This is a genomic window from Scardovia inopinata JCM 12537, from assembly GCF_001042695.1.
GTDB lineage: Bacteria > Actinomycetota > Actinomycetes > Actinomycetales > Bifidobacteriaceae > Scardovia > Scardovia inopinata.
In genome coordinates this window covers 123094-135784 of record NZ_AP012334.1, presented here as the reverse complement: position 1 = coordinate 135784, position 12691 = coordinate 123094, and the positions used below count along the sequence as shown (strand labels likewise).

Here is a 12691-nt window from a genome sequence, read left to right as displayed (position 1 = left end):
TGTTATTTCTTCGGACGAACTTCACAAGCTATTCCATCATTATCTCGATCCAACTCTTTGGTATACCCAGGCTCACCTCTTCTAAGGGGTTTCTTGTGAATCCTCCATACTTCTGTACAGTCTTTATACTTTGGAGCTGGCTGCGGCGCGGGTTTGGGATTCGGTGCAACATAAATCCATCCTGTGCTGATTTTCTCCAGAGTCAGCCAATAGATGTCTCTCGCATGCGGAGTGGATTCGTTGACATCAACATAACGATTCCTAACCCATTTATTATCATTTTCTGGGCTGGCTGGAGAACCTGCAAGCCTGTATAAGAAAGCAGCCATATCCTGACGTTTTACAGCCTGACTACCACGGAATGTTCTACTTCCGTCTGGCTCAATCCATCCTTGGCTGACGCCTTTATTAGCAAGCCAGGTAATATCTTCTTGATGAGGAGTATAGATATCAACATCAGCAAATACATTCTCAGTTGAAGAAACACCAGCATCTCCAACAAGCCGATGCATAAAAGCCGCCATATCCTGACGAGTCACTGATGCCATTCCACGGAAGCTATATGTACCATTCTCTTCCTGCCACCCCGTGCTAATTCCTTCCCTTGCCAGCCACCAGATTTCTTTAGCATGCGGGGTTGCAAAAGAAACATCAACGAATCTCTCTGTATCTTGGGTTGAAGGTGAGTATGCTGGTGACCCCGCCCACCGATAAAGAAAAGCTGCCATATCCTGACGAGTCACATCTGCCATTCCACGATACTCGTACTTTTCCCCATCATTCTGGAGAACTCCGGCGTCTTTCCAGGCATATGGAGTCTCCGCATGAGCAATTTGGGGCAAACCGACAGCCATGAGAATGGAAAGTCCTGAGATAAATATTTTCTTCTTAAGACTCAACATTGTCCTCTCCTTTTCAGATTTAACTTGGACTAAATAATAACTAAATTTTACTACAGAGCCAGATAAAACTCGTAAACCTCAATTCCAGTAAAATATACCAGATCAGTAGAAACACAAGAATACCCGAGGAAGAGATACTTCCAGTCAATGGAGGTAACTCCTTTACCGGGATGCACGTGCAATGTTGTACAGGTAAAAGAGGAACTGCTGCTTAAACCTATCCCGGTCCACAGTCAGGGCGACCTTGGTATTCTTGGGCTCAGCCAGAAGACGAGAAGGGTCACCAATTGTCCGGCCACGTCCAGGTCCTTCCGTTTCACACATAAGATTGATGGGGAAAGTCTCCACCAAGGTAGGATCAATAGCTACGGCAACAGATAGAGGATCATGTAGGTTGCAACCGCCCTGATAAGCCGGGTCATTCTCTTTGCTGACACGCAGATAATAATCCAGCATTCCGGCAAGGAAGTGAGCGGTCTCAGTGTCAATGCCCTTCAGCTCGTTGACCTCCTCTTCGGTCAGCAAAGCCTGCATAGTTACATCAAGCCCAACCATAGTGATGTCAGCATTAGTGGAATACATGTAGTTGGTAGCCTCAGGATCAGTGAAAGCGTTGGCTTCCGCGAATGGTGAAGCATTGCCGGGCTGAGTCAGAGACCCGCCCATGGTCACAATCTTAATTTTATCCACAATATCCGGAGCCTTCTTTAGCGCTGCGGCGATATTGGTTGAGGCGCCGGTGGGAACAACGACCACCTCACCTGCCGGATATCTGCGAACTGAATCGATGATGAAATCTACAGCACTTTCCTGCTCACATTGACGAGAAGCAGTTGCTGGGATTTTCATCTCCCCTACCCCATTGTGGCCATGCCAGAGGGCATGCTCAAACCAGGTGGGCTGATAAACCTCCTCACTAGTCGACACATGGTCAATCCCCCTGTACACAGGAACTGTTTCCCGGCCGAACATGGCTAAAATATCCAGATCATTCTTGATTCCCAGGTCCATGGATACATTGCCAATAGTCCCGGTAATGCCAAGCAGATCAGCATCGGGGGTAGCAAGAGCGTAGATAATGGCAAGGGTATCATCGATGCCGGTATCGAGGTCAAGGATAAGCTTGGTTTTGGAGGTTGACCCCTCGTCTGAAAAATTTAGCGTTCCAGATGTCATAATATCTGCTCCTTTGCAGTAGGTAGGTAAGTAGGAAGGAGAAGTTCTTGCAGGACATGTGCCCTGTAATGGTTTCTATTTTACTCCGCTGTAAGCATACAAAGACGCAGTCGTGTTCACTCAGGAATTTTATTTATTACCATCAGTCTATTATGAATAGTATTGCCTCGACAGATTCTTACAAATCCAGGTACCTGGTATTACATCACGGAAGAGGACGAATCTTATGGAAGAAAATGAGTTCAACCGGCTGCCTAAAGAGGATAAGCCGGTGCTGGCAATCTGCTACGACTTCGACAAAACACTGTCTCCCACGGATATGCAGGCTCAAGGCTTCATACAGAAGGTCATGGATGCAAATGCAAAAGCAAAAAATAATGCAGTTGAAAACCCGGATTTCAAAGAGGAAGCCAAAGAAAACTCCGACGACAACACTGCGCCTTCATCCCCGGCAACCAGTATCAAGGAATTCTGGAACAAGTCCAATCAACTGGCAAAAGACCACCAGATGGATCAAAATCTGGCCTGGATGTATCAGATGAGACAGATGGCCCACGGGAAAATGCTTTTTACTCGGCAGGAGCTACAAGATTATGGCAGTAAAGTAGATCTCTTTCCCGGCGTCAGGGATTGGTTTAGCCGCATCCGTCAGTATGGGAAAGAGCGCGGAATAATTGTGGAACATTACATCATCTCATCTGGTCTGAGGGAGATGATAGAAGGAACCCCTATTTTTAACGAGTTTACAGCCGTATTCGCCAGCGCTTTTTATTACGATGCCGATGGAGTTGCAGTTTGGCCAGCTCAGGTCATCAACTTTACCAACAAAACTCAGTTCCTGTTCAGGATTGAGAAAGGCGTAATAGACGTCAATGATCCTGCGGTGAATGATCACACCGCTCAGAAGGATATCCGAGTTCCCTTCCGCAACATGATTTACATTGGTGACAGCGATACTGACGTCCCCTGTATGCGGGTGATCAATTCTTCCGGCGGCCATTCCATTGGGGTTTATCAGGTACAAGACGGTGAGAATGAATCCGAAGCAAAGCAAAAAGTTTACAAGATGATGAGGGACGAACGAATCCGCTACTTTGCTGAGGCAGATTATGAAGATGGCAGCGAACTGGATCACCTGGTCAAGGCAATTATTGACCGGACCAAGGCGAACGAAGTCCTTGAATCTCAGACTGTAGAAGATCAGCAGGATGCCGACGATTACTACGCCAGGACTGAGGATGAGGTTGAGGAAAGACAGGATCTGATTAACGCTCTGGAAGACAGCAGGAATTTCAGAACGACACATTTCCTGATCAGAAATATGAATAAATATTCAAGCTGGTCATCTCAGGAGCTGATGCATTTATTGGAAATTGCCAGTGAAAATTTCCAAGTTCAGTTCATCCTTAACGATTCTGACGTTCAGGAGTTTTACCAGACAAGTATTGGGCGCCTGCAGGAACAATTGAGCGATCTGGGCGATCAAGCTCAGGCCAAGGCCAAGAAACTCATTTCCGCCGTTGAGCAGCAGTGGGCCAGTGGACAAGATGATAATACTGAGGATGGCAACCAGCAACAGGCAAACCAGCGTCCCAGTCCAGATACAACCACCGTCAGCGAGTTTTAATAGCTCCCCTCTAGAGAAGCCACCCAACAAAGACCAATTGAGGCGACGCCGCAATTTGATTCGGATTCGTCCCTGGCTGTCCAACCGGAACAGATATACCCAAATCGGCAAAGTAATCCTGCCAGTAGGCAGAAACCGAAGCACTGTCTTTGCCGCTCCCGTCATCAAAACGCATGGGGATCATGTCAAAAATCGGCAGAATAGTGGCTATAAACTGGGAACAATATAATCCCTGTCCATCAGGTAAGAAAGTGCGGTTGTAGGGCTGGCCCAGGAGATTCTCCGCCTGCCGCCGAACAGAAACAGCGTCAATCTGGGGGTATCGGTATACCGCGCATAGTCGGTGCTCAGCTTGAAAATGATCTACTCCTCCAACCTGATTCGAATCCACTTGATCGGGTATTCCCGAGCATTCAAAAAATCTGGTGGCTCCGGTAACTCCAGTTATTCCGGCGGTCCCGGTTTTTCCGTCAGCTCCAAAGATTTCAGCAGCCTCAGTTATTCCGGCAAATTCTGCAAGAAAATCTTTGATACGGTCCTTAACAACACCCCGCCGACTGGCTGCATGATAGACATATCCCTTGAAATATATAACCACATGGCTGAACTGCCCGGTTGACTTCTGAACAGCCTGTCCCATCCCGCTCGGGTCAGCAACAAAAAGCAGGTCGCCATCATTCAGATCAGCCAGCTGTACTGTCTGCCAGCGCCCAGCTGAAGTATCTTCGCCTAAACAAGGCGCTTTTGCGGTCGAGTTGCTCATAGTGTTACCTCGCATAACCTCACTATCATCTGCAGCAAAAGACTGCCTTATATCGAATAAATTTACCATTAAGGCAAATATAATTATAATATTAAGTGATAAAGATGAGAAATGAAGGAGGTGTACAAATTGAATACTGACAATAAAAATAAGCCACAATATGCAAAGCTCCCTCAAACGGTATCTGCAGCAAAATCACGGGGACTCGTAACCTCATTATTCCTTACAGCACTGTCCGCCAGTCTTGGCTACATTGCAAGAATCATAATTGATAATTTTCCTAGCTATTCTAATTCTATTTCATTCATTCCGCACTCACAGAAAACTGCGAACATTAATCAACTTCCCAGCCTTTTCGTTGCCATTTTAGCCATACTTGTAGGTATCCTTATCGCAATTGTCTTTAATGGCAAAGAGAACCCTTATTCACACGATTACCTGTCATTCCTGTTTTGGGGAGATTCTTTTGCCGCTTTCTTTATGGGTTTTGTACTGTTTGACCTTCTCTCCTGTTTCGACTATCCCACAAGCATTGTTTACTGTGGTGGGCTTTGTTGTGCATTTTCAGCGATATTTTATTTTTCATTACAGATTAATTTTTCACGCACTCCCTTAGACAACTGCGAACAGAGAAGAGAAGATTATGCAGCCTTCTATAAGAAATCGGTATTAGAAGGAGATAGTGAAGTTAATAGACGAAAATATCTTTCACCCAATACTTGGGCAATACTAAAAGTTATTGCATTGCTTTTTCTTTATTTATTTTTCACACTTCTGCCAGAAATAATTTTTTCTTTTCAATATCAGATTTCTCTACTGAGCAACCTGCCATACATTATAGTAGTGGGAATCTTCATTCTGTTCATTCTAGGCAACTTTATGGACTTAACTATATTAAATAATTGGCAAAATAGAGCTCTCTCAAAACCTAATCGGGCAGAAACCATCATACAAGTAGTTATGCTACTCGCCGTTGTGATACCTGTAGATCTTCTTTCTCAATGGGTACTTATAATCAGTGAATCATCATACGCAAAAGTTACAGCAGAACCTGCGCAAAGAAAATATATAATCCTTACCATAGTTGGAACTATTATTCATCTGATCATTTATATTCTTATCTATAAGACACTTCAAGCAGCAAGAAGAGTCCACGATTCATGGGCTCTGTTAGAAAGAGAACAGAAGCAGCTGGAAGAATCCCATGCCCTTTTCTTCCTACGTTGGCTAGAGCAGGCGGGCTTGCAGGATAAGGCTGATGCTTTGTATACACAAATCAAGAATTGTGCTCTTGTAGTGCCTAATACTACTCCCAGCTTGATTAGTAAGCCCGTTGAGCTTCTTTATCGGCCCAAAGAAACAGCGAAGAAACACGGTATCAGAGCCATCCCTCTGATAGCTTTCTCTTCTCAAGAACTGATGGCTTTTCTATCAGAGAAAGAGGAAAATGGAAGAGCCACTCGGCAGAAAAACCAAACTTATTTTGTCAGCAATCAAGAAGACCAGCTACAGCTCTGTGATTTTTTGGCTCTCCTGGAAAATCTTGACATAAACCCTTCTTATCGATCTCGATATGACGAGATGTGTAAACGTTATTTGAGTTTTATCTTCAATGATCCCGCATATTTAACAATCAAACGGAGACATTAATTCAGTCAAACTCAAGCCAGAAGCAGAGAACAGCGGGAGCTACAACAATAATTAATAACCCTGAATAATTAACCTTGAAAAGTGCTGAAGCACTGGCTAAATCTAAAGTTGGATCACCGACCCTGGAAGTATGAGACTACCGCCGTTGAGGACCAAGATGTCTCTGGCGATGCATAATTATTACCTTGCGCCGCCAGAGACATCTATCTCAAGAACCAATGAGAGGCATCTAAGGTATCTGTTTGTTAGAACCTGAAATAGTTTGAGACAGTTTCAGCCTCCGTATACCGTTGCCTCTTTACTCTTTCATCAATCTATTTTTAATCCTTAATCACAGAATCAAGAGCGTCAGCCGCACGGAGAGCATGAGCAACATCAATCGGTTCAACTGCGAAGGGCATATTAGCCATGGTATCGTTAGGACCGCAAGCAAGCTCTCCGACCTGCAGGAGCTGCTGATCGGAAACATCTGTAATACCAATGCCTTTGAAGTTAGTTGGCAGACCAACTGCACGGAAGAAGCGGTAGACTTCTGTTAATTCATCCAGGGATCGATCTTCCATGATCATTTGTGCCAAGGTCCCAAAGGCGACTTTTTCTCCATGCAGGTAAGAGTGTGTTTCCGGAAGAGCAGTAAGACCATCGTGAATCGAGTGTGCTGCCGCAAGGCCGCAGGACTCAAAGCCCAAACCCGAGAGCAAAGTATTGGTCTCGATAATGTTTTCGACTGCCTTAGTCCTCAGGCCTGCTTTTACTGCAGACACAGCCTTGACTCCATCTGCCAGAAGATTATCGTGGCAGAGGGTAGCCAGCGCAAAAGCAGCATTGGTCGCGTGACCGCCGGTCATCGTAATAGCGCTGGATTGAACACAAGCCGCAGCCTCATAGTAGGTCGCAAAAGCATCACCAATGCCAGAAATGAGAAAGCGGGCTGGTGCCTTGGAAATTAAATCTGTATCCATCAGCACCATCGCCGGATTCTGCGGCAGCGGAAGGTAGTGATCAAACTGACTGTCATCTGTATAGACAACAGACAACCGGGAGCAAGGGGCATCGCTGGAAGCAGCCGTGGGAACGATTATTGCCTGACGCTTGCCGTAGTAACCAACAGCTTTTGCAGTGTCCAGCGTTTTGCCGCCGCCAATTCCGATGACCGTATCCGCATCTTCCAGCTGTGCTACATGCTTCTGAATCTCAGCATCAGAGCACTCACCGCCAAAAAGAACCAGCTTATACTTGACATGCGTGGCTTGACCGTCATCTGACCCGGAAGTAAAACTGGACACAATATCATCATGATAGAGTCCATCAATTACCGAATCCACGATGATATAAGCCCCGTTCCTGCCTTCAGATGGACTGACGGCTGCATACTCAGCAGCCAGAGTTTTGATGGCCCCCTCCTGCTGAACATATGTTCCGGGTGAGCATAAAACTGTGCGCATGATTTTCCTCCTTGAAAGCGAACATAAATGGTGGAGAAACAACGATAGTCAAGCCTTAATAACTGATTTTCGGCAACTTCGGTATTGCGTCGAAATTTCAGTGATAAAACCCGAAGATCGATGTTTCCCACCAGTTTTTAACGATCAATGCTTTTTTAATGTATTTATTGACCACTTCCATTGTACATAGGCCGATAACCATTGGTCTCGGAGACATGCTTCTTTCTCCAAAGAAATTTGCAGAAATTAAGCTACTGCTTAAATATACTGGAAATTGACAAGTTTATGAACAGGTACTATACTGCAAAGTATGAAACCTAAAAGTAATGGAGCTTTGAATTCACCGAGTAGAATCATTGATTCTGATTCACTTATCGAAAATTCGATCCGGCCAGTTTCCCAGAATGCATCTGGGCACCGAAAATTACAATCCCAGCGAATTGCAGAAGACATAGGGCAGCAAATACTAAAAGGAATACTCCAAGATGGCGATCGTTTGGACTCTGAACTCGATTTAGCTCACAAACATGGAGTTGCTCGAGGAACTATGCGCAATGCATTGGATATCCTCAAAGAAAAAGGATTGGTCGTTACCAAGCCCGGAGTTGGAAGCTTTGTTTCATACCACGGTCATAGCATGGAGAATCCGCAAGGTTGGGCAGAAGCAAGCGCACAGGCTGGATCTCCTACTGTGGCAGAAGTTATATCTTGTACACGCGAACCTGCGTCGGAAGAGCTGCAACGCGCATATGGCGTCGAAAATGATGTCTATCGCATTGTCCGAAGAAGAATAATCAAGAGAAATAAGACTCCATATTCAGCACAAAAGATCATCCCCGTTTCTATTGAGATCTCTGTTTTACCAGTAAACAGAATTCTTGATCTGATCATGGAACATGGATTATTAGGAGATTCTATTTCACTTACTATGCAAGCTGCAGGAATGGTCCCAGTGAGTGGAGTACAGGATGCACATGTTGGGCTTGCTCCAGAAGAATACAGACAACAGTTGGAAGCAAGCGATAAAGATAATTTTCTTATTGTTAGTAAAGCAAGTTTTAATGAAAATGAGGATCTTGTCGAATACGTTGTTTCTTACCTCAACCCTCAGCATTTTTCCCTACACACCGAATTTAGGAGAGATAATGACACCATCAATTAAGGATCGAGCAATCGGCGCACTGACAGGCCTTGCTTTAGGCGATGCACTGGGAATGCCGACTCAAAGTATGAGCAATAGTGACATAATAAAAGCATATGGAGCTATACACGGGCTTAATAAAGCTGTCCCCTACCAACCTATTGCCCCTTCTACTCCAGCAGGATCCATAACAGACGATACAGAGCAGGCTATTCTTATTAGCCAACTAATAATTACCGGTAAGGGTCACATTGATCCCCTATCTCTTGCTACGACTCTCCTTAAATGGGAAGATGATATGAGAGCAAAAGGATCACTTGATTTACTCGGACCTTCCACAAAGTTAGCTCTTGAACAAGTGCGCAATGGGGGAGATATTACAAAAACAGGCAAGACGGGTACCACCAACGGTGCAGCTATGCGCGTTACGCCTGTAGGCATTGCAAATTCTCTAAAAAATCTAGAACAGTTTGCAGATAGAGTATACGAATCTTGCAGAGTCACTCACGATACAACTAATGGATTCTGTAGTGCAGCTTTAATCGCAACTGCAGTGAGCTATGGAATTGAAGGTGGTGCTGTTCATAACAATCTTTCGGAAAGCCTAGAAACAGTTGACTCTTTCCCTGAAAGAGGAGCATGGACTCCAAAAGCGAATGTCCTTGCTCGTACAAAAGTTGCTCTCACGCACGCTGCCAAGGATTCAGATTCTGCTTTTTTTGACTTCTTGCATAATGAATGTGGAACTTCCGTTGAAGCTAATGAATCCATACCTGCGGCATTCGCGCTCACCTGGAGATATGCTGACGAACCTGCAACTGCCCTGTATACTGCTGCTGGATTGGGCGGAGATACAGATACCATTGCTGCAATGTCCGGAGCAATGCTTGGCTCTTGTTTGGGCGACCAGGCCTTTCCAAAAGATAGTGTCCAAACTGTTAAGGAGGTGTCACAACTCAACTTTGAACCATTAGCTATTGCTTTATTAAAGCTAAGAAAATAATACTTCTTTAAAAAATATTTTCACTTTTTCACACTCTTAATAACTTAAACATGATCTGACAATAATCAAAGGAGATATTATGCCAACGAAGAGTGGTGGGATTCTTTCCCGTGTTGAGCAACGAGGCATTGAGCCAGTTCCGAGGGATCAACGCAATGGCAATCCTGCACAGTTATTCTGGGTATGGTTTGCTGCAAATATTTCTATTCTTGGGATACCCCTTGGCGCAACATTAGTCGCCCTTGGTCTTAATGTTTGGCAAGCTTTACTTGCGGCAATTCTAGGATCATTCGGCTCTTTCGCGCTTGTTGGACTCATCTCTGTCGCGGGTAAACATGGCGGGGCACCATCTCTCACCTTATCTCGCGCAATCTTTGGTGTACGAGGCAATATTGGCCCAACCTTGGTTGCTTTGCTTTCACGCCTTGGATGGGAAACTGTCAATACAATGACTGGTGCATTCGCACTTTTGTCACTAAGCGCAATAATTTTTGGAACTCCTGCAGAAGCAAAGAAGATACCAGTACTAACTTTCTTCTGCATTGTAATTTTTGTTGCGCTGACGGTTATTGTCTCAGTTGCAGGACATGCATTTATACTAACAGTACAGAAATGGGCTACATATATTTTTGGAGCTCTCACTCTGATTGTTGCAATATACCTCTCTACTACAGTAAATTGGGCATCGTTTATAAGCAATAAACCTGGATCGTTGAGTGCTTTCTTAATTGCAATCGGTACAATCGCCGCCGGTACAGGTATAGGTTGGGTTAATTCTGGTGCTGACATGGCACGATACCAAAAAACATCTGTCTCATCTCACTCATTGATTCTTGTTGCTGCCACTGGAGCAGGGATTCCCCTAACCATAATCATTGGTCTTGGAATTATTCTCACCGCAGGAAACTCATCAATTGCGACTGCATCAGATCCTGTCGCTGCAGTACGCATGGCGCTGCCGGCATGGGTTTCAATACCCTATCTCATAGCAGCTTTCGCAGGATTATTGATGTCTAATAACCTTTCAGTTTATTCAGCGGGATTAACTACAATTACTTTAGGTTTCAGAATTCCTCGTGTTTATGCTGTTATCCTTGATGTTGTAGTAACTACCAGCGGAGCTTTGTACTTCACCCTCGGCTCAAGTGGATTCTATGGTCCTTTTGTAACCTTTATTTCTCTCTTAGCCGTTCCGTTGAGCGCTTGGACAGGAATATTCCTGACTGATATGATCCGACGAAAGCAATACGACCCTGATGGCTTGCTTGATCTTACTCCTACATCATCGTATTGGTATTGGCACGGAATCAATTTACCAGCATTTATCAGTTGGTTGGCCGCAATTATCGTTGGTTTCCTTTTTGTAACGGCACAAGTTTCAAAAAATGAGATTTGGTTTTCTGGACCACTAGCTTCAACCACAATTGGGAAAAATGGTCTTGCCTGGATAGTTTCCCTACTCCTCTCAGGCATTCTTTACGCCGCACTGGGCGGATTAAAACAAACAAGTCAAACAATTAAGGATTAGTGGTTACTCATGAATTCTTTAACTCATGATGCTCCATTACAGCCAAGTGCTGCACAAGCTGTTCCCTCTCCGCACGCTCCTTGCGTATTTCACTTAGGACAGGTAATCGTAGATCTGACTCTTCACATTGATCATCTGCCAGAAAGAGGCGGGGATATCTTTGCAACTAGTAACGATATAAGTGTTGGCGGCGGTTACAATGTACTCACTGCCATACGGCGGTTCCACGCGCCTGCGGTATATATGGGTGCTTTGGGAACGGGACCAATGGCTGACAAGGCTGTCGAAGCCCTAAATAAAATCGGAGTAAAAACGTTAGGGCCAACTCTGCCCAATATAGATACAGGCTATTGCGTAGCCATGACTGAACCTTCTGGCGAACGTACTTTTGTCTCGACTCGCGGGGCAGAAACTATGGTTCCTCCTGAAACATATGAATCAATTAATCTGTCTGAAGGTGATGTAGTGTATCTTAGCGGATATTCATTCTCTCACAAGAGCAACCGTGAAGCTATCGAGCGTTTTGCCAGAAAAAATAAAGGCTGGGCTGGTACCACCCTGTTTGATGTTGGTCCAATGGTCGCAGATATCGAGGACTCTTGCATAGAGACTCTTCAAAACCTTAAACTTCTTTGGTCAGTGAACGAAAGAGAGGCAACAATCTTGTGCAAACGATTTAGTATTAATCTTTCTCCGGCAGAAGATGATAATCGTTTCTATTCCCACCAATGCTCAGCTCTTTCCCGTTACCTTAATACACCAGTAATTCTTAGAGCAGGAGCAAAGGGTGCTTGGTACTGCGGCGCAGCTATGGCTTCTGAGTCGAGTGTCCAGTTTATTCCAACTCTTCAGGTAAAACCAATCGACACAAATGGCGCTGGAGATGCTCATTCTGGAGCACTCTGCGCTTCAATTCTTCTTGGAAGACCGTTATATGAGAGTTTAGTGTTAGCAAACTGTGCAGGTGCTTTATCCACCACGATGGATGGCCCCGCAACCTGTCCAAGCCTTGAAGTGTGTCAGGAGGCAGCACAATCCCTAATGAAAACAAAATAGCCATTCAGAAATAATGTCCTACTTATAAAACAATACGGTGGTTGGCACCAGGTATCTCTAGATATCTCTAACTCAGCCACCTTATTTTTATGTCTCTTTTCTATGTCTCTTTGCTCCAACACTTGCCTTATACGCCTACCTTATACAACAAATCTTTCTGCCGGGTCACTGCATATCAACCGAAACGAAATTACCGGTGTAACAATATATGAGCTTGATAAGCCATACTTTTCCTAACTGATTGCAACAATCTCCCACGAAACGGGTGAATAACACGATTGACTCATCAACTGCAGAGAGAAGAACCCAGGAGGAAAAGCTTTCATGCTTAAAGGAAGAATTTAACTCTTGACGCTTGTATTTCTTACGAATGATCTAGCCAGAATGCCGAAGTAGCCAC

At 44.7% G+C, this 12691-nt stretch carries 10 protein-coding genes; 6 read left to right on the top strand and 4 right to left on the bottom strand.

The features are described from left to right. Positions 1 to 2: 2 nt before the first annotated feature. Both SCIP_RS07470 and SCIP_RS00520 read right to left on the bottom strand, forming a co-directional pair. Positions 3 to 902: an excalibur calcium-binding domain-containing protein gene (locus tag SCIP_RS07470; protein ID WP_006292537.1), complete on the bottom strand. Its 900-nt coding sequence runs from the start codon at positions 900 to 902 to the stop codon at positions 3 to 5. A gap of 162 nt (positions 903 to 1064) precedes the next feature. Continuing rightward, a complete protein-coding gene (locus tag SCIP_RS00520) occupies positions 1065 to 2078 on the bottom strand; it encodes a nucleoside hydrolase (protein ID WP_006292535.1) in 1014 nt (337 codons plus the stop codon). A 226-nt stretch (positions 2079 to 2304) separates the two neighbouring features. Here SCIP_RS00520 and SCIP_RS00515 point away from each other — a divergent pair, with 226 nt between their 5' ends. Beyond that, on the top strand, positions 2305 to 3705 hold the full coding sequence (locus SCIP_RS00515) for an HAD family hydrolase (protein ID WP_081442787.1): 1401 nt from the start codon (positions 2305 to 2307) through the stop codon (positions 3703 to 3705). A 10-nt stretch (positions 3706 to 3715) separates the two neighbouring features. Here SCIP_RS00515 and SCIP_RS07465 read toward each other — a convergent pair whose 3' ends face one another. Further along, on the bottom strand, positions 3716 to 4468 hold the full coding sequence (locus tag SCIP_RS07465; protein ID WP_050752354.1) for a C40 family peptidase: 753 nt from the start codon (positions 4466 to 4468) through the stop codon (positions 3716 to 3718). Positions 4469 to 4597: 129 nt separating this feature from the next. Here SCIP_RS07465 and SCIP_RS00500 point away from each other — a divergent pair, with 129 nt between their 5' ends. Beyond that, positions 4598 to 6118 carry a hypothetical protein gene (locus SCIP_RS00500; protein ID WP_144427343.1) on the top strand — a complete coding sequence of 507 codons (1521 nt, stop codon included), beginning with the start codon at positions 4598 to 4600 and terminating at the stop codon, positions 6116 to 6118. Between the two features lie 320 nt (positions 6119 to 6438). On the opposite strand, the gene SCIP_RS00495 is transcribed toward SCIP_RS00500, so the two are convergent. Continuing rightward, positions 6439 to 7563, bottom strand: a complete 1125-nt coding sequence (locus SCIP_RS00495; protein ID WP_006292531.1) for a glycerol dehydrogenase — start codon at positions 7561 to 7563, stop codon at positions 6439 to 6441. 310 nt (positions 7564 to 7873) lie between these two features. Between SCIP_RS00495 and SCIP_RS00490 the strand changes: the two genes are divergently transcribed. From SCIP_RS00490 to SCIP_RS00475, 4 genes are all read left to right on the top strand, one after another. Beyond that, positions 7874 to 8725: a GntR family transcriptional regulator gene (locus SCIP_RS00490; protein ID WP_040590390.1), complete on the top strand. Its 852-nt coding sequence runs from the start codon at positions 7874 to 7876 to the stop codon at positions 8723 to 8725. Continuing rightward, the gene (locus tag SCIP_RS00485) at positions 8709 to 9707 is read left to right on the top strand and encodes an ADP-ribosylglycohydrolase family protein (protein ID WP_006292529.1); all 999 of its coding nucleotides are present in this window, start codon (positions 8709 to 8711) and stop codon (positions 9705 to 9707) included. Before SCIP_RS00490 ends, SCIP_RS00485 begins: the two co-directional genes overlap by 17 nt. 79 nt (positions 9708 to 9786) lie before the next feature. Beyond that, positions 9787 to 11235 (top strand): purine-cytosine permease family protein, encoded by a 1449-nt coding sequence (locus SCIP_RS00480; RefSeq protein ID WP_040590388.1) that lies wholly within the window; start codon positions 9787 to 9789, stop codon positions 11233 to 11235. A 9-nt stretch (positions 11236 to 11244) separates the two neighbouring features. Next, entirely contained in the window at positions 11245 to 12291 is a 1047-nt protein-coding gene (locus SCIP_RS00475) for a PfkB family carbohydrate kinase (RefSeq protein ID WP_006292527.1), read from the top strand. The last annotated feature ends 400 nt before the right edge of the window (positions 12292 to 12691 follow it).

Coding starts and splice junctions, on each gene's coding strand:
- SCIP_RS00475 (WP_006292527.1), top strand. CDS start 11,245: ATGAATTCTTTAACTCATGATGCTCCATTACAGCCAAGTGCTGCACAA.
- SCIP_RS00485 (WP_006292529.1), top strand. CDS start 8,709: ATGACACCATCAATTAAGGATCGAGCAATCGGCGCACTGACAGGCCTT.
- SCIP_RS00515 (WP_081442787.1), top strand. CDS start 2,305: ATGGAAGAAAATGAGTTCAACCGGCTGCCTAAAGAGGATAAGCCGGTG.
- SCIP_RS00480 (WP_040590388.1), top strand. CDS start 9,787: ATGCCAACGAAGAGTGGTGGGATTCTTTCCCGTGTTGAGCAACGAGGC.
- SCIP_RS00520 (WP_006292535.1), bottom strand. CDS start 2,078: ATGACATCTGGAACGCTAAATTTTTCAGACGAGGGGTCAACCTCCAAA.
- SCIP_RS00490 (WP_040590390.1), top strand. CDS start 7,874: ATGAAACCTAAAAGTAATGGAGCTTTGAATTCACCGAGTAGAATCATT.
- SCIP_RS07465 (WP_050752354.1), bottom strand. CDS start 4,468: ATGAGCAACTCGACCGCAAAAGCGCCTTGTTTAGGCGAAGATACTTCA.
- SCIP_RS00495 (WP_006292531.1), bottom strand. CDS start 7,563: ATGCGCACAGTTTTATGCTCACCCGGAACATATGTTCAGCAGGAGGGG.
- SCIP_RS07470 (WP_006292537.1), bottom strand. CDS start 902: ATGTTGAGTCTTAAGAAGAAAATATTTATCTCAGGACTTTCCATTCTC.